19 protein-coding genes and 6 tRNA genes are annotated in these 19,679 nt (G+C 62.1%); 15 read left to right on the forward strand and 10 right to left on the reverse strand.

The features are described 5' to 3' along the window. Positions 1-12 precede the first annotated feature (12 nt). From radC to phaC, 4 genes are read right to left on the reverse strand one after another with little or no spacing between them, the layout of a single operon-like run. Positions 13-804: a DNA repair protein RadC gene (gene radC, locus RHIBR816_RS0126780; protein WP_018239668.1), complete on the reverse strand. Its 792-nt coding sequence runs from the start codon at positions 802-804 to the stop codon at positions 13-15. Beyond that, a complete protein-coding gene (gene map, locus RHIBR816_RS0126785; protein WP_018239669.1) occupies positions 801-1,640 on the reverse strand; it encodes a type I methionyl aminopeptidase in 840 nt (279 codons plus the stop codon). Before map ends, radC begins: the two co-directional genes overlap by 4 nt. Then, complete coding sequence (sfsA, locus tag RHIBR816_RS0126790) at positions 1,634-2,389, reverse strand: DNA/RNA nuclease SfsA (protein WP_018239670.1); 756 nt, start codon at positions 2,387-2,389, stop codon at positions 1,634-1,636. Before sfsA ends, map begins: the two co-directional genes overlap by 7 nt. A 16-nt stretch (positions 2,390-2,405) precedes the next feature. After that, positions 2,406-4,250: a poly(3-hydroxyalkanoate) polymerase subunit PhaC gene (phaC, locus tag RHIBR816_RS0126795; RefSeq protein WP_018239671.1), complete on the reverse strand. Its 1,845-nt coding sequence runs from the start codon at positions 4,248-4,250 to the stop codon at positions 2,406-2,408. A 109-nt stretch (positions 4,251-4,359) separates the two neighbouring features. On the opposite strand from phaC, the gene RHIBR816_RS0126800 reads away from it, so the two are divergent. The 10 genes from RHIBR816_RS0126800 (at position 4,360) to RHIBR816_RS0126845 (ending at position 13,427) form a co-directional block, all read left to right on the forward strand. After that, positions 4,360-4,665, forward strand: a complete 306-nt coding sequence (locus RHIBR816_RS0126800; protein WP_018239672.1) for a hypothetical protein — start codon at positions 4,360-4,362, stop codon at positions 4,663-4,665. A 122-nt stretch (positions 4,666-4,787) separates the two neighbouring features. After that, positions 4,788-6,005 carry an LL-diaminopimelate aminotransferase gene (locus RHIBR816_RS0126805; protein ID WP_012707954.1) on the forward strand — a complete coding sequence of 406 codons (1,218 nt, stop codon included), beginning with the start codon at positions 4,788-4,790 and terminating at the stop codon, positions 6,003-6,005. Positions 6,006-6,078: 73 nt separating this feature from the next. Further along, positions 6,079-7,401: a homoserine dehydrogenase gene (locus RHIBR816_RS0126810; RefSeq protein WP_018239673.1), complete on the forward strand. Its 1,323-nt coding sequence runs from the start codon at positions 6,079-6,081 to the stop codon at positions 7,399-7,401. A 122-nt stretch (positions 7,402-7,523) separates the two neighbouring features. Further along, a complete protein-coding gene (recJ, locus tag RHIBR816_RS0126815) occupies positions 7,524-9,326 on the forward strand; it encodes a single-stranded-DNA-specific exonuclease RecJ (protein ID WP_018239674.1) in 1,803 nt (600 codons plus the stop codon). A 147-nt stretch (positions 9,327-9,473) separates the two neighbouring features. Next, a tRNA-Glu gene (locus tag RHIBR816_RS0126820) sits at positions 9,474-9,548 on the forward strand. Between the two features lie 183 nt (positions 9,549-9,731). Then, a tRNA-Glu gene (locus tag RHIBR816_RS0126825) sits at positions 9,732-9,807 on the forward strand. A 248-nt stretch (positions 9,808-10,055) separates the two neighbouring features. Continuing rightward, complete coding sequence (locus RHIBR816_RS0126830; protein WP_018239675.1) at positions 10,056-10,325, forward strand: hypothetical protein; 270 nt, start codon at positions 10,056-10,058, stop codon at positions 10,323-10,325. A 191-nt stretch (positions 10,326-10,516) separates the two neighbouring features. Then, entirely contained in the window at positions 10,517-12,004 is a 1,488-nt protein-coding gene (locus tag RHIBR816_RS0126835) for a hypothetical protein (RefSeq protein WP_018239676.1), read from the forward strand. A gap of 37 nt (positions 12,005-12,041) precedes the next feature. Beyond that, on the forward strand, positions 12,042-12,740 hold the full coding sequence (locus tag RHIBR816_RS0126840; protein ID WP_018239677.1) for a hypothetical protein: 699 nt from the start codon (positions 12,042-12,044) through the stop codon (positions 12,738-12,740). 327 nt (positions 12,741-13,067) lie between these two features. Further along, positions 13,068-13,427 (forward strand): hypothetical protein, encoded by a 360-nt coding sequence (locus tag RHIBR816_RS0126845; protein ID WP_018239678.1) that lies wholly within the window; start codon positions 13,068-13,070, stop codon positions 13,425-13,427. Between the two features lie 172 nt (positions 13,428-13,599). On the opposite strand, the gene RHIBR816_RS0126850 is transcribed toward RHIBR816_RS0126845, so the two are convergent. The 4 genes from RHIBR816_RS0126850 to RHIBR816_RS0126865 all read right to left on the reverse strand — a co-directional run bounded on the left by RHIBR816_RS0126850 (position 13,600) and on the right by RHIBR816_RS0126865 (position 16,325). Then, positions 13,600-13,675: transfer RNA gene (locus RHIBR816_RS0126850), tRNA-Glu, on the reverse strand. 242 nt (positions 13,676-13,917) lie between these two features. Then, positions 13,918-13,993, reverse strand: a tRNA-Glu gene (locus RHIBR816_RS0126855). A gap of 168 nt (positions 13,994-14,161) precedes the next feature. Further along, a complete protein-coding gene (locus RHIBR816_RS0126860) occupies positions 14,162-15,478 on the reverse strand; it encodes a D-Ala-D-Ala carboxypeptidase family metallohydrolase (RefSeq protein WP_018239679.1) in 1,317 nt (438 codons plus the stop codon). Positions 15,479-15,884: 406 nt separating this feature from the next. Beyond that, the gene (locus RHIBR816_RS0126865; RefSeq protein ID WP_018239680.1) at positions 15,885-16,325 is read right to left on the reverse strand and encodes a VOC family protein; all 441 of its coding nucleotides are present in this window, start codon (positions 16,323-16,325) and stop codon (positions 15,885-15,887) included. Between the two features lie 193 nt (positions 16,326-16,518). Here RHIBR816_RS0126865 and RHIBR816_RS0126870 point away from each other — a divergent pair, with 193 nt between their 5' ends. The 5 genes from RHIBR816_RS0126870 (at position 16,519) to RHIBR816_RS0126890 (ending at position 18,460) form a co-directional block, all read left to right on the forward strand. After that, a complete protein-coding gene (locus RHIBR816_RS0126870; RefSeq protein WP_014328282.1) occupies positions 16,519-17,097 on the forward strand; it encodes a cold-shock protein in 579 nt (192 codons plus the stop codon). Then, positions 17,097-17,582, forward strand: a complete 486-nt coding sequence (locus RHIBR816_RS0126875; protein ID WP_018239681.1) for a DUF192 domain-containing protein — start codon at positions 17,097-17,099, stop codon at positions 17,580-17,582. The genes RHIBR816_RS0126870 and RHIBR816_RS0126875 overlap by 1 nt, the downstream gene beginning before the upstream one ends. Before the next feature lie 77 nt (positions 17,583-17,659). Then, positions 17,660-17,736: transfer RNA gene (locus tag RHIBR816_RS0126880), tRNA-Pro, on the forward strand. 314 nt (positions 17,737-18,050) lie between these two features. Next, entirely contained in the window at positions 18,051-18,356 is a 306-nt protein-coding gene (locus RHIBR816_RS0126885; RefSeq protein WP_018239682.1) for an ETC complex I subunit, read from the forward strand. A 27-nt stretch (positions 18,357-18,383) separates the two neighbouring features. Beyond that, positions 18,384-18,460 (forward strand) — tRNA-Arg (locus RHIBR816_RS0126890). A gap of 122 nt (positions 18,461-18,582) precedes the next feature. On the opposite strand, the gene RHIBR816_RS35335 is transcribed toward RHIBR816_RS0126890, so the two are convergent. After that, positions 18,583-19,227, reverse strand: coding sequence for a bifunctional 2-polyprenyl-6-hydroxyphenol methylase/3-demethylubiquinol 3-O-methyltransferase UbiG (locus RHIBR816_RS35335; RefSeq protein ID WP_157628233.1), 645 nt, complete (start codon positions 19,225-19,227; stop codon positions 18,583-18,585). Positions 19,228-19,315: 88 nt separating this feature from the next. After that, positions 19,316-19,591, reverse strand: coding sequence for a hypothetical protein (locus RHIBR816_RS0126900; RefSeq protein ID WP_018239684.1), 276 nt, complete (start codon positions 19,589-19,591; stop codon positions 19,316-19,318). Positions 19,592-19,679 lie beyond the last annotated feature (88 nt).

Here is a 19,679-nt window from a genome sequence, read left to right on the forward strand (position 1 = left end):
AATGGCCCGGGCCTAAAACAGCCGCAGCCCCTTCATGCTCACGTGCCCGTCCTTGCCGATGATCACATGGTCGTGGACGGTGATGCCGAGCGGCTTGGCCGCCTCGGCGATCAGCTTCGTCATGTCGATATCGGCACGCGACGGGGTCGGATCGCCGGAGGGGTGGTTGTGGACGAGGATCAAGGCCGTCGCGGAAAGCTCCAGGGCTCGCTTGACGACCTCGCGCGGATAAACGGGCGTATGGTCGATCGTTCCCTGCTGCTGAACCTCGTCGGCAATCAGCGTGTTGCGCTTGTCGAGAAACAGGATGCGAAACTGCTCCTTCGTTTCATGCGCCATTGCAGCATGACAATAGTCGATCACCGCGCTCCAGGATGACAGGACCTGCTTGTTGCGCAGCTCGCTCTTCAGCATCCGTTGTGCGGCGGTCGCGATGAGCTTCAAATCGAGCGCGACGGACTCGCCGACGCCCTTGACCTCCTGCAGCAAGTGCTGCGGCGCGCCGAAGACACCGGCGAGCGTGCCGAAGCGAACGAGAAGGTCCTTGGCGATCGGTTTCGTGTCGCGGCGGGGAATGAGGCGGAACAGAATGAGTTCGAGAAGCTCGTAGTCGGCAAGCGACACATCGCCCTGTTCGCGGTAGCGGGCTCGTAGCCGATCGCGATGACCGTGATAATGCGCCTCGACGTTGCCGCCAAGCGCCGGCGTCTTGTCCAGTTTCCGCGTCTTCTGCTGCGCGAAGAAATGCCGTTCGTCGGCGGTCTCGCCTTCGTCCGGTTCTGGAAAAACGGGCGGCTTCGTCACGCGTTGCCCAGAGCGCTGACGCCGGGCATGAAAAGGCCGGCCGGTGAAAGCGTGAAGACTTCGCAGCCATTCGCCGTAACCCCGACCGTGTGCTCGTACTGCGCCGAAAGCGACCGGTCGCGGGTGACGGCCGTCCATCCGTCCGAGAGCACCTTCACATGCGGCCGGCCGAGATTGATCATCGGTTCGATCGTGAAGATCATGCCTTCTCTCAATTCCGGCCCTTCGCTGGCTTGTCCGTAGTGGAGGATGTTCGGAGCATCGTGGAACAATCGTCCCACGCCGTGGCCGCAGAAGTCTCTGACGACGGAGCAGCGCTCCGACTCCGCATAGATCTGGATTGCCTCGCCGATGGCGCCGGTACGGGCACCGGGCCGAACCGCCGCTATGCCGCGCATCAGGCATTCATGGGTGACTTCGAGCAGGCGTTCGGCGGCGCGCTTGACGTCGCCGACCGGGTACATTCGGCTGGAATCGCCGTGCCAGCCATCGACGACATAGGTCACGTCGATGTTGACGATATCGCCGTCGCGCAAGGGTTTGTCATTCGGTATGCCGTGGCAGACGACGTGGTTGATCGACGTGCAGGACGACTTGGTATAGCCACGATAATTCAGCGTCGCGGGCAGCGCTCCGTGATCCATGCCGAACTCGTAGACGAAGCGGTCGATCTCTTCCGTCGTCACGCCGGGCCGCACCCGCGGCACCAGTTCATCGAGGCACCGTGCCGTCACCTGACAGGCCTTGCGCATGCCTTCGAATCCGTCCGGCCCGTAGAGACGAATGACCCCGGTATTCTTGTAGGGGGCGGCGCCGGCCTCGATATAAGTTACCATTCCAAGACTTTCGATGTTTCAGGCGGTTTTCTTAGATCAGCAAGTACCGGTTCGTCCACTATCATCGCACCGGCCGGCACGATGTCGAACGGCGATATCGCGCATCTGACCGCATAGGCTTCGACGCCGCGACGAGCGGCCCGTTCGAAAGCTCGAGCATAAACCGGATCGAGGTCGCGGCATATCCGCAAGACGCTGCAGTCGTTTCTTTGAACAAGATAGAGCATGATCCCCCGGTGTCCCGTCTCGACCATGTCCCCGAGCTCGTCAAGGTGCTTGGTGCCGCGCTGCGTCGGGCTGTCCGGAAATTCTGCCAACGCCTCGGCGCGGCTGAAATGGACATTCTTCACCTCGACATAAGCAAGCCCCTTTGCCGGATCGCTGAGCAAAATATCGATCCGCGAATTGCGCCCGTACCTCTGTTCGCGGCGGAGCGTTTCATAGGTGTGGAGATCGCTTATCAGCCCGGCGGCGATCGCTTCTTCGGCGATCCGGTTTGGCAGCCCGGTATTGATGCCGACAAGCGTGCGGTCCGCCTCGACGATTTCCAGCATGTGGCGATACTTGCGTGTTGGCGAGTCATGCTCGGACAGCCAGATTGCCGATCCTGGCGTCGTCAGGCCACGCATCGAGCCGGTATTCGGGCAGGAGCCGGTGATCCGCGTTCCGTCCGCGAGGTCTGCATCGAAGAGGAAGCGTTTGTAACGCTGAAGCAGCGTCGCTGGAACGAGCGGGCGGGCAAAGTTCACAATGCGCTTCCGCAGGTCAGGCGCGTACGCGCACGTAGGAGCCCGGCGCTTCCTCGATGGAGTTGAGTGGCCCTCCGGGCTTGCGGGCGGGAACGCGCCGCTTGTCGAGCCCTTCGGCCCAATCCTGCCAATGTGGCCACCAGGAGCCGGGCGTTTCCTTTGCCTTCTCTAGCCACGGCTCCAGCTCGCCCTTCGGGGGGGCGCCCGTCCAGAACTGGTATTTGCCCTTGTCCGGCGGGTTGACGACGCCGGCAATGTGGCCGGAGCCGGACAGAACGAAGGTGACCTTGCCGCCGAAGAACCCGCTTCCAAGGAAGACGGACTTCGCGGGCGCGATGTGATCTTCCTTGGTGGCAAGGTTGTAGATTGGGATCGTCACGTCGCCGAGCGATACTTTGCGGCCGCCGAGCACCATCTCACCCTTGGCCAGCTTGTTCTCGAGATAGCAATTGCGCAGATAGAAGGAGTGGTTGGCGGCCGGCATTCTCGTCGAATCGGAGTTCCAGTAGAGCAGGTCGAAGGGCAGGGGGTCCTGGCCCTTGAGATAGTTGTTGACGAAGTAAGGCCAGATCAGCTCGGATGCGCGAAGCATGTTGAACGCGGTCGCCATCTTCGAGCCTTCGAGATAGCCGGTCGCGCTCATATTGGCTTCCATCTGCTCTATCTGGTCGTCGTCGACGAAGACCTTGAGGTCGCCCGCATAGGTGAAATCCACCTGCGTCGTGAAGAGCGTTGCCGAGTGGATCCGCTTGTCGCCCTCGGCGGCATGAAGCGCCAGCGTCGCAGCGAGCAAGGTGCCGCCGACGCAGTAGCCGATCGCATTGACCTCGCGCTCGCCCGTTGCCTGTTCGATCGTGTCGAGCGCGAAACCGACGCCTTCGCGCGCATAGGCTTCCCAGTCCTTTCGCGCGTGGCGTTCATCCGGATTGACCCAGGAAATGACGAAGACCGTATGGCCCTGGTCGACGGCCCATTTTATGAAGGACTTCTGCGGGTTGAGGTCGAGCACGTAGTATTTGTTGATCCACGGCGGGCAAATCAGCAACGGCCGTTTCAGCACCGTTTCCGTGGTCGCTTCGTACTGGATGACCTGGCAGATTTCGGATTGCGCGATCACCTTGCCGGGGGTGATCGCAATGTTCTCGCCGATGGCGAACTTGCTGGTATCCGTCTGCCTGAGCCTGAGGTCGCCGCGCCCGGCGGCGATGTCCTCGGCGAGCATCTGCATGCCCTTGACGAGATTTGCGCCGCTGGATGCCACGGTCTCCCGGTAGAGTTGCGGATTGGTGGTGATGAAATTGGTCGGGGAGAGCGCGCTCGATATCTGCCGGATATAGAAGGCCGCCTTGTGACGGGTGTGGTCGTCCAACCCTTCGGCATCCTCGACCATGCGCTCCGCCCAGTCGGAGGTCACGAAATAGGCCCGGCGGATGAAGTCGAAAAAGGGATTCTTCACCCAGTCTTCGTCCGAAAATCGCTTGTCGTTGCGTTGGAGGCTCTCCGATTCGGCGACATCGTCGCCGGCCATGCGTTGCATTGTCCTCGACCAGATGTCGAAGAAGCTTCCCATCAGATGCGTCTGCGCTTCCAGCGTCCGGCGCGGATCGGATAGCCAGTATTCGGAGACTCTGGAGAGTGTCCTGACCATGTCGGAGACAGGCTCGGCGTAGGCGTCTTTCTTCTCGCCGGTCTCCCGCGGCGCCAACCACGCCGACGCCGCTTTTCCCATCTGTTCGACGGCGCGGGCCAGGTTGATGGCCAGATTATGGGGATCCTTGACGATGTAAGGCTCGACCGATTTCGGATCGAAGCCTGAGAAGCCGCCCTTGCCCGTGGTGTCCTCGGCCTTGTCTGATGTCACCCGGCGTCCTCCACAGCACGTTGTTTGTTTTGTATTTTTACATTCTGCCCGAAAATGATTACAAGGGCTAGCGCATCGTCGCCCCTTAAAAGCAGAGGTCATCGCCAGCATGCTCGTCGCCGCAAACCAGCGTTCGCTTTCCCGGATTACCGGTTTGATTCTCGCAGGCATGCTTGCCGGATGCAGTTCGACGGCCGATCTCGCCACCTACCCCTCGGTCTATGGACAGAAGCCTGCCGCCATGCAGCAGATGACCAACGAAGAGGCGGTCAACATGCAGGGGCGGCTGACGGCGCTTTCCGCCCAGCGTAAATCCGGCGCCATCTCCGAAGCGGAGTATCAGCGCCGTCTGAAGGAATTGCAGTTGCTTGCCGAACAGCATGGGGCCGAAGCGCTGAAACAGATCGAGAATTAGCACTTGCCTTTCTCGTGATTTGGCCGCAAAGCGTTGAATGGCCGCAATGACGGCCATTCACCCCGCGCATGTTGAGCGATTGCCGAAGAGGCCCAAAAACCTGCGCCAAATGAGGTCTGGAGATGGAAGAGTTTCATAAAGTCCGGCGTTTGCCGCCCTATGTTTTCGAACAGGTCAACCGTTTGAAAGCAAGCGCGCGAGCCGCCGGTGCTGACATCATCGACCTCGGCATGGGCAACCCGGATCTTCCCACTCCGCAGTCGATCGTCGACAAGCTCTGCGAGGTCGTCCAGGACCCGCGCACCCATCGTTATTCGTCGTCGAAGGGCATTCCGGGGCTGCGCCGCGCCCAGGCCGCCTATTATGCCCGCCGCTTCGGCGTCAAGCTCAATCCCGAGACGCAAGTGGTCGCCACTCTCGGCTCGAAGGAAGGCTTCGCCAACATGGCGCAGGCGATCACCGCGCCGGGCGACGTGGTCCTGTGTCCGAACCCGACCTATCCGATCCACGCTTTCGGCTTCCTGATGGCCGGCGGTGTCATCCGCTCGATCTCCGTCGAGCCGGACGAGAGCTTCTTCCCGCCGCTCGAGCGGGCCGTGAAGCACTCGATCCCGAAGCCTCTGGCGCTGATCCTCAATTATCCGTCCAACCCGACGGCTCAGGTCGCGACACTCGATTTCTACAAGGACGTCATCGCCTTCGCGAAGAAGCATGACATCATCGTGCTGTCGGACCTCGCCTATTCGGAAATCTATTTCGATGACGTGCCGCCGCCCTCCGTTCTGGAAGTGCCGGGCGCAATCGACGTGACGGTGGAATTCACCTCGATGTCGAAGACCTTCTCGATGCCCGGCTGGCGGATGGGCTTCGCGGTCGGCAACGAGCGGCTGATCGCGGCGCTGACGCGGGTGAAGTCCTACCTCGACTACGGCGCCTTCACGCCGATCCAGGTGGCCGCGACGCAGGCGCTGAACGGCGACGGCAGCGACATCGCGGAGGTGCGCAACATCTACAAGCGCCGCCGCGACGTCATGGTCGACAGTTTCGGCAAGGCCGGCTTCGAGGTGCCGCCGCCGCCGGCGACGATGTTCGCCTGGGCGAAGATCCCCGAAAAGTTCCGCCATCTGGGTTCGCTGGAGTTCTCCAAGCTGCTCGTCGAGAAGGCGGATGTGGCGGTGGCCCCCGGCATCGGTTTCGGCGAGCAGGGCGACGACTATGTTCGCCTGGCGCTGGTCGAGAACGAACACCGCATTCGTCAGGCGGCGCGCAACATTAAACGCTTCCTGTCGACGGCGGACGAGACGATGCACAATGTCGTCTCGCTGAACGCCCATCGGTAGGAAAACCGCCGACTTTCGCGCAATATGGCCCCGCCAGTCCGGCGGGGCGCCTTCTACATGTTAGGAACTTGCTATGGCAGATGCCCTCAAAATCGGCATTGCGGGCTTGGGGACGGTTGGTGCCTCGCTCGTGCGGATTCTCCAGGAACGTCACGAGATGCTGGCAACGACGTGCGGAAGGCCGATCGAGCTTGTTGCCGTGGCGGCAAGGGATCGCAGCAAGGACCGCGGCGTCGATCTGACGAAGGCTGCCTGGTTTGACGACTCGGTGGCGCTCGCCTCCGAGGCGGACATCGATGTCTTCGTCGAATTGATGGGTGGGGCAGCGGATCCGGCCTATTCCTCGGTCAAGGCCGCACTTAAGCGCGGTATCCATGTGGTTACCGCCAACAAGGCGCTACTTGCCAGGCACGGCATCGAGCTCGCCGGCATCGCCGAGGAAAAGGGCGCGCTGCTCAACTACGAGGCGGCGGTCGCAGGCGGCATTCCGGTCATCAAGGCGCTCCGCGAATCGCTGACGGGCAATACCGTCTCGCGCGTCTACGGGATCATGAACGGGACCTGCAACTATATCCTGACAAAGATGGAGAAGGAGGGGCTGACCTTCGAGGCCTGCCTGAAAGAAGCGCAGCGTCTCGGCTATGCCGAAGCGGATCCGGCCTTCGATATCGAGGGCAACGACACCGCCCACAAGCTTTCGATCCTGACGAGCCTCGCCTTCGGCACGGCAATCGCCGCCGACGACATCTACCTGGAAGGCATCACCAATATCTCGATCGAGGACATCCAGGCAGCCGCCGACCTTGGCTATCGCATCAAGCTGCTCGGTGTGGCACAGCGCACCGAGAGCGGTATCGAGCAGCGCGTCCATCCGACGATGGTGCCCTATGATTCCGTTATCGCACAGGTCGACGGCGTGACGAACGCAGTCGCCATCGAATCCGACATACTGGGCGAATTGCTGATGGTCGGCCCCGGCGCCGGCGGCAATGCGACCGCCTCGGCCGTATTGGGCGATATTGCCGATATCGCCAAGAGCCGCCCGGGTGCCCAGCACGTCCCGGCTTTCGGGCGACCGACCACTGCGCTGCTGCCCTACAAGCAGGCGCGGATGCAGAGCCATGAGGGCGGATATTTCATCCGCCTGAAAGTGGTCGATCGCACGGGCGTCTTCGCCAACATAGCCGGGCACATGGCGGAGAACGACATCTCGCTCGAATCCATCATGCAGCATTCCAAGCACTATGCGGATCCGGCCGAGCCGAAGACCATTATCCTGGTGACGCACGCCACGCACGAAGCCTCGGTGCGCAAGGCGATCGTTTCGATCAAGGGCGAGGGTTACCTCGTCGGCGAACCGCAGGTGATCCGTATCGAGCGGCCCAAGGACTGGTGATCCATTAAAACTGTTGAGAAACCGCTCCGGCGGGCCGATTGCAGGCCGGGGTGCCCGGCCTGACGGTTTTTCCGCCTAGAAATCTTCGTTAAATACGCGAGGACTTCGGGCGGACAGGCAGCATGGACGTATTGGCGGATCCGATAGAGCGGGCATTTCTCGGCGTCGAACGCTCGATCAGCGGTCAGCGCTGGGTCTCGCGCCTGGATCAGGCCGGGCAGAATCGCGCCTTGGCGATCAGCCAGGTGCACGGCTATTCGGAGCTCATCGCAAGGGTGCTGGCAGGGCGCGGCGTCGGCCTTGATGATGCGGCGCAATTTCTCGACCCGACGCTCCGTGCGCTGATGCCCGATCCGGATCTGCTGACCGATTGCCGAAGGGCCGCGGAGCGACTCGCTCACGCCATTCGCCGCGGCGAAAAAGTCGCGATATTCGGCGATTACGATGTCGACGGGGCGGCGTCCTCGGCGCTGATGCTGCGGTTCCTGCGCCATTTCGACGTCCCGGCCGAGATCTATATTCCCGATCGAATCTTCGAGGGCTACGGTCCGAACCCGCACGCGATCGAGCAGTTGATCGGCAACGGCGCCGCTCTGATCGTCACCGTCGACTGCGGCTCGACGAGCCATGAGTCGCTCGCCGTCGCTGCCGACCGCGGCATCGACGTGGTCGTCATCGATCACCATCAGGTCGGTGCGACGCTTCCGCCGTGCCACGCGCTCGTCAATCCGAATCGCGAGGACGATTTGTCCGGGCAAGGGCACCTATGCGCCGCCGGCGTCGTCTATCTGGTGCTCGTCAACACATTGCGGGTGCTGCGCCTTGCGGGCGAGCCGCGTGTCGGGTCGTTCGATCTGCTGGCACTGCTCGACCTCGTCGCGCTCGCAACGGTCTGCGACGTGGTGCCGCTCAAGGGACTGAACCGCGCCTATGTCGTCAAGGGGCTGATCGCCGCGCGCCATATGGGCAATAACGGCTTGGCAGCCCTGCTGCGCAAGGCCGCAATTGGCGGCCCGGTGACGCCCTATCACCTCGGCTTTCTGATCGGGCCGCGCATCAATGCCGGCGGGCGGATCGGCGATGCAGCCCTCGGCAGCCGGCTCCTGACCCTCGATGATGCTACGGCGGCCGAGGTGATCGCCAGCCAGCTCGACGAGCTCAATCGCGAGCGGCAGGCGATGGAGGCGGCGATGCTCGCCGAGGCGGAGGCGGAAGTGCTGGCGGAATACGGCACGGGCGAGGGTGCCTCGGTGATCGTCACCGCCCGGGAAAACTGGCATCCTGGCATCGTTGGCCTCATCGCGGCGCGCATCAAGGAGAAGTTCCGCCGACCGGCCTTTGCGATCGCCTTCGACCCGAGCGGCCGCGGAACGGGCTCCGGCCGTTCGATCACCGGTTTTGACATGGGCAGGCTCGTTCGCGCGGCCGTCGATGATGGCCTCCTCGTCAAAGGCGGCGGACATGCCATGGCGGCCGGCCTGACGGTCGAGCGGGCCAAACTCGGGAGATTGCGCCAATTCTTCGAGGAGCGCGCCGAGACTGCGGTACGCGATCTGGTCGCCGTAGAGACCCTCAAGCTCGACGGCGCGCTGGCAGCGGCCGGGGCAACGCTCGACCTCGTCGACCTTCTCGACCAGGCGGGCCCCTATGGATCGGCTCATCCGCAGCCGGTCTTCGCCTTTCCCCAGCACCGGCTGCGCGACAGCCGTCAAGTCGGCGCCAATCATGTCAAGGTCACGCTCGAGGGCCATGACGGTAGCCGCATCGACGGTATCGCCTTCCGGGCGACGGAAACGCCGCTCGGCGATTTCCTGCTCGGCAATCGCGGCGCGACGGTTCATGTCGCCGGGTCCGTGTCGGCGGATCTCTGGCAAGGGTCACGTCGGGTGCAACTGCGCGTGTCGGACGCTGCGAAGGCCGGTTAGGGCGTTGCCTGCTGCTGGCTAAAATGCGTGAAGCTGCTTCAAAAATTCCTAGCAATAACAAAGCGATTGGCTGTACCGTGGGACGTGCCATTCCTCCTCTTTCCTATTTCACCTTTTTCATAGTATGTTGCTGATGCTTCGGCACAGGCGCCCATCGTCTAGCGGTCAGGACGCCGCCCTCTCACGGCGGTAACACGGGTTCGAGTCCCGTTGGGCGTACCAATTTCCTTGCCATCCGGCCGAGCCAATTTCCCGATTTTTCCCAAGAAAAATCCAACTTAGTCGCGCTCGGTCACTTGCGGGAATCCGAAGGCCCCTCTATAAGCCACCTCGTCTTGCAGCGCCGTGCGCCATGCCGGTGCACAAAGGTCGCTGCAACGCTGCACGGTTACGAGCCGTGCGCAGGCGCCCATCGTCTAGCGGTCTAGGACGCCGCCCTTTCACGGCGGAAACACGGGTTCGAGTCCCGTTGGGCGTGCCATTGACCAATTAAATCAAATGGTTGCATCGTCTCTCGACTACGAGCTGCCGGAACAGTCGAGCGTCTCAAGCCGTTTGCGTTCCCGCCCTCGCAGGCCTATCCTTCAGCATTTTCTAATACGAAGATAAGCAAGTGCTACCGTCGGCATTTGGTGGAATGCCTCAACGCCGGCGAAACTACGCGAGGCTGATTTGGCCCTGACCCGGGCTGCCGGTCCAGGCAGGCCGGAACCAGACGGGGAAGCATCGATGAACGATCGCGCTTCGATTACGCTAGCTTGCATCCTTTTCAGCGGGGCGCTCGTCGCGTGCACAACTGTGACGGGCAGTATCGGGCCCACGCCCGGCACCCACCAGATCGCAGGTCATCCGTACCGGTCGATGAATGACTGCGTCCGCAGGACCCCCATCGGCCAGTTCGATCTAAAATGCGACGTTCCGCTCATCGGTTACCGCAACTTTTCCGATCCAACGATCGTGCCGCAGGTCGGCGCACCCGGGGGCTTCCATTTCCGCTAGATGCGGCCGCACTCAAAGTAAACGAGGCGCAGGCCCAGACTTCGAGGCCGGCACGAGGGGAGCCGTGTTCTGGTGCGCAGTCGCCAATCTCATCCGGGACGTTCGAGGTGAGATGCGCCGGCGCCGCATTCCCTCTAGCGAGGAACGATCCAAGGCAGTATCATGGCAAGTCGCCCCGGCGGGACTTAGCTATGGCAACACTCAGCCTCATCTCGTTCTGCCTCGTTCTGCTGCTTGGCTCTCCCGCAGTAGGGCAGGCAGCAAATCGCGACAGACTTGCCCCGCAAGATACGCTCGAAATCAGCGCTTCGGGATGGGATGCGTTGCTTGGCGGCTTGCCCGATACGGCGATCGAGGCAATGGGGATGTCCGACCTTCCGAGAATCGGACGGCTGCTCGGTACTGGGCAGGTCGAGCTCGCTGCGATGAAGGCCCAGCTCAAGCCAGAAGCGGACACGACTGCGCCGGACGGGGAGGTCGCGGAAGTCTGGATCGACGAGGCATTTGCGCTGACCCCGCGCGAACGCGCCAGAAGCGCTGCGCCGGCGGAAATTCTTCTCGCGGCAAGCCAGGAGGCCGATGCGCCCAAGAGTGGCATGCAGTTGGCCGGGGGCAAGCTGGAGGAAATTCTGCGCCGCGCTCTGGCGGCGGCCAGACGAGACCTCGAGGCGATGCGGAGTGTCGCCGAGAAGCAGCGCCAAAGAGCAGACGCACTCGCGCGAGATCTGACGATGATGCTGCAAGTCGTCGAAGAGGTGGAGGCCAAAGCCGCTGGAGCAATGCGGGCAAAGGCTGCCGCGCTCCGGGCGCGAGACGCCGCGGAAGCGGCCCTGGCCGATGAGAGACGGGCACTTGATGAGGTGCGGCGAAAGCAGGCAACTTACGAAGTTCGTCAGTCGACTGCGGCCCCGCGGACTGACGTCAGTTTGACAGTGGCAGGGAAGGCCGCCGACGTGGAGGCCCGTCAAATTGCCGAGGCTGCGGCAAGGCGGGCTGTCGAAGAGCTCGCGCTGGAACGCGGGAAGGCGAGGTCGCTCGCACGGGAACTCGACTCCGTTCGCCGTGAGCGCGACGCGACAAAACGGTGGGCGACGCAGGACGGGCGCGATCTCGCTGTAGCGCGCCAAATTGCTGAGGCTGCGGCAAGGCGGGCTGTCGAAGAGCTCGCGGCGGAACGCGAGAGGGCAGCTTTGCTAGCGCGGGAGCTCGACTCCGCCCGCCGTGAACGCGACGCGGCAAACCGGTGGGCGATACAGGACGGCCGCGATCTCGTCGTGGCCCGCCAATTGACCGCAGTTCCGCAGCCCGACGCCAATTTGGTAGCGGCGGAGAAGGCCGCCGTCATGCTGGCTCGCCAAATTGCCGAGGCTGCGGCAAGTCGGGCTGTCGAACAGCTCGCATTGGAACGCGAGAAGGCAGCGTCACTCGCGCGCGAGCTCGACGCCGCTCTCCAGGAACGCGATGCGGCGAAGAAGCAATTGACCCGGATATCGGCGGCGCAGCAGCGTGCGTCGGAGGAGCCGCGCGAGCGGGCCGATGGCCGCGCGCCTGCGGCGACGCGAAAGGAAATTGCCCCGCGCAAGACCCGCACGGAGCGCCGAGAGGCGGGCATGGAGCGCGCACCGAAGCCGCTGCCCGACGAGCTTCTCCCCAGGCGGCTGTTGCCCGGCCTCTGGTAAGGGGGAAGTCCAGGAGTGACATGCGCAGATAAGGACTATGGCGATGCGGGCCTACTTGGCCGCGACCTTCCTGATTGCAGTTACAATGGGGCTGGCCCCGGCTTTGGACCTGGGTGGTCAGTTCGGTGGTGTGGGACTCGGCGCCGCGGCCGCGGGTGGCAAAAACGGCGGCCAGTCGAAGACCAGCGCCGGAGGCGGAAAAAAGGCTGGAGCCGCGGTCGGTGCGAAAGCGGGACCGAGCAGCGGGGTTCGCGGCAACGCCGGCGGCCAGAGTCATGGCACATCGACCGGAAGTGGTGCGGTGGGTGGCAAAATTGGCGGATCGTCAACGAACACCGCGGGAGCCGGCGTCGCTCCCGCAACGGGCGTATCGACGTCCGTCCGCCTGCCTTCTACCCTTTGGCCGTTAAAGTCTGGGCTCGGCGAGCGCGGCGAGTACGAGGAGGGCGTTTTGGGCTATCGCGTGACCGACCCAATGACAACGGGAGCGATTTCGGATGGCACAGGCGCCGTGGTTCGCGTCTGCCTCCAGGCGATCACGTCGGCCGCATTGCCCCTTGGCGCCGTGCGGGTACGCGGCGCAAGCGCCGGTCCTCTAGTCGCGCAACGCGGTGGCGCGCTGACGGCTCCAATTGCCGTGCGCATAGAATATGCGCGACAAGGCGGCGCCGAGGTCCGTCAGGCGCGAGTCAGGTGCCATCTCGACTCGAACGGCATGGTCATCGCGGTGACTTGAACCGCGCGACAGGATCGTCGGCAGGCTCAGGTAGGGCATCGGCACAGCAGGCGGAACACCGGCGCGGCGGGACCTCTGTCTACGCGAGCCGCGCCGTCAAGAGGCAAGGAGACCACACCGGTCCGAGCGGCGCATCAAATGGTCTGGCCGCGGGCCCCGGACCTACAAAGCGTGGCCGGCATACACAGCTACAGATCCGCGACGCGTCGAGACCCGGGCCCCAAAGCTCCTCCTCCCATCCATCAAAAGTCGCACTGCAATGTTGATGGGGAGACAAGTTAGAATGCCTTTCTCCTAGGAAGTTGGCTCCAGAGAGGACGACACGCCATGCAGACGATCAGAATGCTCAGCGCCGCGATGCTTTTTCTCACTGGTCCAGCCTTCGCGGCCGACTTGCTGCCGGAACCGGTGACGCCGGTCAGCCACGGCGTTTCGCCGGCCGATCAGCCGACCGTCAACAGCTGCAACGAGGCGATCGCCCAATGGGCTGCGCCATACAATCCGGCAGCCGTCGAGACCAGCCTGGCCGAGCCCGTGCGTGCAGGCGCGGCCGGCGAGCGGATCGCCACGCTCAACGTCAAGATCGACTATGAGCGCCAGGGTGGCACCGACCCGCGCTCGGCGACCATCGCCTGCACGGTGGCGTCGGACGGAGAGGTCAGTGTTGCGGTCCTCGAGGAAGGGTAAGGCGGGATCCCGCCAGCAGGACGAGCCTCTCTGCCGCTCCTGCGTAGTCTATGTTGATGCTGTTCGGCCGCTGGCCGCTCGGATCATTGGAAGAGACGCGCCAACCGATGCCTTCCCGTGCCTTCAGGAAAGGTCGAAGAACTGCCTGTATCTATCTGAAATTTTTAAAGAATGGCACGCCCAACGGGAATCGAACCCGTGTTTCCGCCGTGAAAGGGCGGCGTCCTAGACCGCTAGACGATGGGCGCCTGCGCACGGTTGGTAAACCGTGCAGCATTCGAGTGTTGCAGCGACCTTATGCGCCAGCACGGCGCTGCAAGACGAGGTGGCTTATAGAGAGCGCCTGGGATTCCCGCAAGTCACCTGGAACAATATTTTTCGATTTTTCGGCAAGAATTTAAGAGGATCGCATCAGGCTCTTTTCGCGCGTAAGCATAAGCTCGGCGCGTGCGACACCAGCGAAGTATTCGCAAGAATTCGAGAAGAAGAATGGCACGCCCAACGGGACTCGAACCCGTGTTTCCGCCGTGAAAGGGCGGCGTCCTAGACCGCTAGACGATGGGCGCCCCCGCACGGTTAGTAAACCGTGCAGAAATTCAAAGTGTTGCAGCGACCTTTGTGCGCCAGCACGGCGCTGCAAGACGAAGTGGCTTATAGAGAGCACTTCGGATTCCCGCAAGCGGCAATTCTCAAATTTTCTCAGAAAATTTACAGCCGCGGCCGCAGCCGATTCCTCAGCCGTTGCGACGGCGGCAGCGCCAGTTCCAATCGCGCTGCCGGCCGATATCGATATGCACGGATTCGGTGTGGCAATAGGTGCCGACACCGCCACGGCCGGGCAGGCTTCTGAGATAGTCGGCCAGATCCCACTTGCTGACGCCCTTGACCTGGATGTCGGCCGCTTCGCAGCGCGTATGAAGCGATTGGCGCTTCCGGCTGACTTTGATCGGCCGAAGCCCGGACGTGACCATCACCTTCTGACCGTAGTGCCGCTCCACGCTCTTCAGCATGTCGAGGAGCGCCGGCTTGAAGCAGCCGGTTTCCACGCTCTCCGTCTGCAAGATGAGGCCGCTTGGCGCCAGACGCGCGAGGCCCGAGAGATTGGCGACCTCGACCGGGGCGTCGTCCTCCTCACCCGCATGGTCGGCATGATCCATGTTGAACAGCGGATTCAACTTGACGCCCGGCAGCGCGGTATAGGCGAGCGAGGCGACCCGAGGTTCAGGTGCATTGCCGGTCGTGATGGTCCGCTTCTCTGTGGCGGGCGTATCGCTTGCCTCGCTGTTCCGGAGCTTCGGTTTGCGTTTGGCCGCAAAGAGACTTGCGAACGTCCAGCTCTTGCTCGTCCGCTGCGGATCCTTCTCACCGTCCCCAGGGGAGGTGGGCTGAACGGGATTCGCTGCAGGCGGCGCCGTCTGCTCGGTCGACGCCACTTCGATTGTCTGCAATGGAGCAGCTGCCTCGCCGGAGCGAGACGCCTGTGCGCTGGTGGGCAACGGCACCCCGGAAGGAAGGTCTGCGGCGCTGGTGGTGCTTTCTGTCACGGCCGTTGGGGTCGAAGTGGCGTTGCTTGCGCCTTCCTGGGGCAATATGACGGGCCGCACCGCCGGCTGCGCGCCGCTGAAGAGGCTGTTGCTGGTCGCGTTCACGCCCGGCTGGCCACCGGCGCCGGCTCGCGTTCCGGATGGCTGGGCGGCGTTCGCAGGCACGGTCCCGGTGACGGGCGATTGCCCGTAGATGCTCGACGACGTGGCGTTAAGGCCGGTGCTCTGCGTTGTCAGGCCCTGCTGCAAAGCCGCAGTATCCGCTTCAGCAGACGGTTCTCCCGCCTGTTGTGTATCCGCGCCGGATGCGGCGAGTTGGCCATCCCGGGGCTCGCGTGCCGCCGCCGCGGCACTCGGCGAAGCTGTTGGTTGCTGCGATTCGACCGGATTGGCGCCCTCGCTCTCGGCCACCGCTGAGACACAGCCGGCGAGCGTGATCAACGATACGGAGAACGCCGCGGCGCGCCCGATCGACAGGAGCGCGCGTCTCGAACCCAGTTGTTGCAACGTCTTATCCCCGCTCTCCGCGCATATCCGCGATTCGCCCGTGGATATGCAGCAAGTCTCAATTCCGAAACATTGCCCGGAACAGACAACTTTTCTCTCGCGGCGAGAAGTTACCCCGCCACGGGAAGGTCAGGCCAAGTAGAGGGTTATGAAACCGCAAATGATTGCGAAGCATAACCCCGTTTCAACTATGGCGCGGAAATTAGTGGATACCGCGCAATTTGTAAACTGGCGCTAACCCTTTCCGACTTCACAATACAGATGCGAAGGCCCGGCATTGGCCGGGCCTGAAAATCTCGCGATCGTCAATCGCTGCTGCTGATCTTCGAGTTCGGTCCCGCGCGTCGTGCCGCGCCGGCCTACAGCGTCGCACGCCAAACCATGGGCGATGCGCGTTGCGCGAGGCTTACCAGGCGCCGGTATTGCCCATGGAGGCCCAGGGCTCCTGTGCCGAAAGGTGCTCTCCCTTCTGCAAAATCTCGATCGAAATGCCGTCGGGCGAGCGGACGAAGGCCATGTGACCGTCGCGGGGCGGTCGATTGATCGTCACGCCGTTATCCATAAGGTGCTTGCAAAAGGCGTAGATGTCATCGACCTCATAGGCGAGGTGACCAAAATTGCGTCCGCCGGTATAGTCCTCGGTGTCCCAGTTGTAGGTGAGTTCCAGGCAGGGCGACACCTCCGCTTTGGCGCGGTCGAGATCGCCAGGTGCGGCGAGGAAGACGAGCGTGAAGCGGCCTTTCTCGTTCTCGTATCGGCGAATTTCCTGGAGCCCGAACAGCGTTGAGTAGAAATGGAGAGCCTGGTCGAGGTCCTTTACACGAACCATCGTGTGCAGATAGCGCATTGGATTGTCCCTGTTTTGTAGAAGATGGCGTATACTTAAGTGAGAGCAAGCCAGAGGCAAGCCTGCGGCCCCATAAATGACCCCGGCCAATTTATGTCGAGGGACTTGCGCATGCGCAGCGGGACGATGTTATTCTGGTCCATAAGAATCAGTTAACCGTATCGAGAGTTGCGCGTAACGAGGGGCTGGGAGAATGGCGGACAGGACATCTTCAAAAGGCGTCATCGAAAATGACGGCCTTGGCAATGACGCTCTGGATCTCATCGAGATCACCGGTGTCATCAAGTGGTTCGACGTCGCCAAGGGCTTCGGCTTCATCGTTCCCGACAACGGCATGCAGGACGTCCTGCTGCACGTCACCTGCCTGAGGCGCGACGGTTACCAGACCGTGCTCGAAGGCGCGCGTGTCGTTGCGCTTATCCAGAAGCGCGAGCGCGGTTATCAGGCCTTCCGCATTCTTTCGATGGATCAGTCGACGGCGGTTCACCCGTCGCAGCTCCCACCGGTACGCACCCATGTCCAGGTCACGCCGACAAGCGGGCTGGAACGGGTTCTCGTCAAGTGGTTCAACCGCACCAAGGGTTTCGGCTTCCTGACGCGCGGCGAAGGCACCGAGGATATCTTCGTGCATATGGAAACCCTGCGCCGCTTCGGCTTGACGGAGTTGCGCCCCGGCCAGGTGGTGCTGTGCCGCTTCGGTGACGGAGAGAAGGGTCTGATGGCTGCCGAGATCCATCCGGACGGCCCGACGCCGACCAACCGGTCGCACTGATGCGCATGCTGCACAACCTCCTTGCGAGAAGCGCCGTTACGGCGCTTTTTTTGTTGTCGGTGTTCGTCTCGTCGGTTTCTGCGGATGCGTCCTTCGGCAAGGACAAGATCCGGCTTCTCACCAGTGGCGGGCGTGGCCATGACCTCACCGTCGAACTGGCGATCGAACCGGAGCAGCGCGAACAGGGCTTGATGTACCGGCGCCAGATGGCTGAAGATCACGGCATGCTGTTCGATTTCGGCGAAACGCGGCGGGTGATGATGTGGATGCGGAACACCTATCTGCCGCTCGACATGCTCTTCATCGCCGCGGACGGCACCGTCCGCACCATCCATGAGAATGCCGTTCCCCTGTCCGAAGCCATCATCGATTCGGAAGAGCCGGTGGCGTTCGTGCTGGAACTCAACGCCGGAACGGTGAAACGGCTTGGCATAAAGGCGGGCGACCGGATCGCCGGCGCACGCATTCCTGCCGGCACGCGATAAGTCCGCCTATGGGTCGGTACCGCCAAATTTGCTGTTGCAGGTGAAAGGCGAAGCGTGTATCTCCGCCTTCGTCGGCTCGGAGTGTAGCGCAGTCTGGTAGCGCATCTGGTTTGGGACCAGAGGGTCGGGAGTTCGAATCTCTCCACTCCGACCACTTAACTCTTTGAATTTCTTGCGCGATTGAAGCGATGCCGTGGCGGAAGATGGGCCGCCGGCGGGTGATCATGACTGCCCGTGACACGCACTTGAAAAAGCTGCATTTTCCTGTCGGAAGTCATTCCGTTTTAAATCATTCTGCGCTAAGGGAAGACGGAGCGGGGACGGAATCTGCCTCGCGGAGCATGGTTTCCCAGGGATTGGATCCCATCTGGGGCAAAACCATGATCAATGTCCGAGACACGTCAGCGACTTCGTGCACCTGGGCGTACGTTGGCGTTGAGATGGGTAGACGGGAGCCGTTTGAAAGCCATGTCCGCGAAGATCTATCGTCCCGCGAAGACAGCCATGCAGTCCGGCAAGGCCAAGACGCATCTGTGGATGCTGGAGTTCGACCAGGAAAAGCCGCGCACGATCGACCCGATCATGGGCTACACGAGTTCAGGCGACATGCGGCAGCAGTTGCGGTTGACCTTCGAAACCGCCGAACAGGCGATCGCCTATGCCGAACGCAATGGCATCGAATACCGCGTGATCGCGCCCAAGGACGCGACGCGCAAGAATGTGTCCTATTCGGACAATTTCCGTTTCAACCGGATGCAGCCCTGGACCCATTGAGGTCTGCGGCAGGGCGACCGGCCCAACGGCCCCTTAGCTCAGCTGGATAGAGCACCTGCCTTCTAAGCAGGTTGTCGCAGGTTCGAGTCCTGCAGGGGTCGCCAACCTACAAGTAATTGATTTAGTTACAAATTATTCCGGGTCTTCGTTGTGGCTGCGACCAGTATTTTATTCGCGAGCCGCTTTATATCGTGTTCCCGGCTTTTCTGGTATGACAGCTTTAGGGTCATTTCTGCAGGCTGCAGACGAATCCGCTGCACAGATAAGGCGTGTTCACGCCTCCGAGGACCGGCCGCAGGATCAAAAACAGCGGCAGATTCCAAAGCATCATCAGGTGCACAGCCGCATCGATCCGCTTGTTCTTGAACCATAGACTGCGGAGGATAAGCAGAAGGATAGCGGTTCCCCACGATCCGCGCGGCTTCACTTCGGTTGAGCGGAAGTTCTGGAAGATGTTTGCAAGGCCGAATTCCGTATAGCGGAAATAGTCATGCGGCGCGTCGTGCAGCGGGAACTGAAACGGCGTCGACACGAATACCCTGCCACCCGGCTTCAAGATTTTATGGATGTTCTCTGAAGCTTTGAACGGCTCGCGGACGTGCTCCAGCACCTCAGCGCAGATAACATGGTCGAAGGCCTCGGCGTCGAGTTTCGTGGCCGTGATGTCGTCAACGAAGTCTGGCTTCCGTTCCGGGTCGATGTCGGTGCTCAAGACGGTCACGCCGGAGCGCTGGTTCTTGCGGATCACATCCATCACCTCGCCGCCGGAGCCGATGTTCAGGACTCTGCTTCCTTCCGGGATGGTCCTTACGAAGTCAGCAAGTGCAGCGTTGAGCGGACGGCGCGAGATCTTTTTTGCCAGCTTCTTCATTCTCGATTTGAACATCTACGCGACCCTCGTTTGCCACAAGCCATAGTGATACGACAGGCGCACTGTCAATCTCCAACAACAGGGTGAACTACGTGTCGCCTTGCTCCTTCTTCGTCGGTGTTCGCCGCTCGAGGAGTTGCTGGAAAATGTCGGCCTGCCGCTCGGTCGCGGCACGGATCGCTACCAGGTGGTCGAGCATCCCGCCAAAGGCAACCAGGACCAGCCCGCCGGCAATCGTCGCAAAGGCCCAGGGTAGAACGGCGAGCAAGGTTCGGACATCGGGCGAGGGCAGGAGCATCGTGGCGAGCACGACAAGTGTGCCGATGACGATCGCGCCGCCGAGGAATTCGAGAAACTTTCCCATCCGTGGCTCCCCTATCTCGTTGCCCAGTCCGACTCGCTGCACCCTTGATGCTACATCCGCTGCATGATTCCTCAATCGGACAACAATT

This window comes from Ensifer sp. BR816, from assembly GCF_000378985.1.
GTDB lineage: Bacteria > Pseudomonadota > Alphaproteobacteria > Rhizobiales > Rhizobiaceae > Sinorhizobium.